The sequence below is a fragment of the Rhodococcus sp. P4_F3_2 genome, from assembly GCF_056401335.1.
Genome location: NZ_JBFUJN010000271.1, coordinates 1 through 386 on the forward strand (window position 1 = coordinate 1; position 386 = coordinate 386).

General features: G+C 32.9%; 1 protein-coding gene. It reads right to left on the reverse strand.

Annotated elements, in window-relative coordinates:
* Positions 1-386 (reverse strand): DMT family transporter (locus AC1DWA_RS33695; RefSeq protein ID WP_477917883.1); only part of this gene is annotated, 386 nt, incomplete at its 3' end.

A 386-nucleotide genomic window follows, 5' to 3' on the forward strand; every position in this document is an offset into this window, starting at 1 on the left:
GAAAACAAATAGCAGCCACTAATTACAATTATGCTACCTATTCCTTGAAACCAGGTCATTTCTTCTCCTAATATTATAAAGGCTAGGATAGATGTAAATATAGGATTAAAGTTTAGAAACAATCCTGATGTATTAGTTCCCAATTTTTGAACACCAATATTCCACAGAACCATACAAACAACTGTTGAAATAATGCCAGTATATAAAATAGATTTTATGAAAGAAGAATCCATTTGGATAACCCTAAAACTTGAAATATTAAAAGGTAGAAGAACAAGCAATCCAAATATACCCGAATATAAAGTAGACATCATGGGACTTATCGTTTGCATAGCCCATTTACTACATACTGAATATACCCCCCAGACGCCTACTGCTCCTAACAT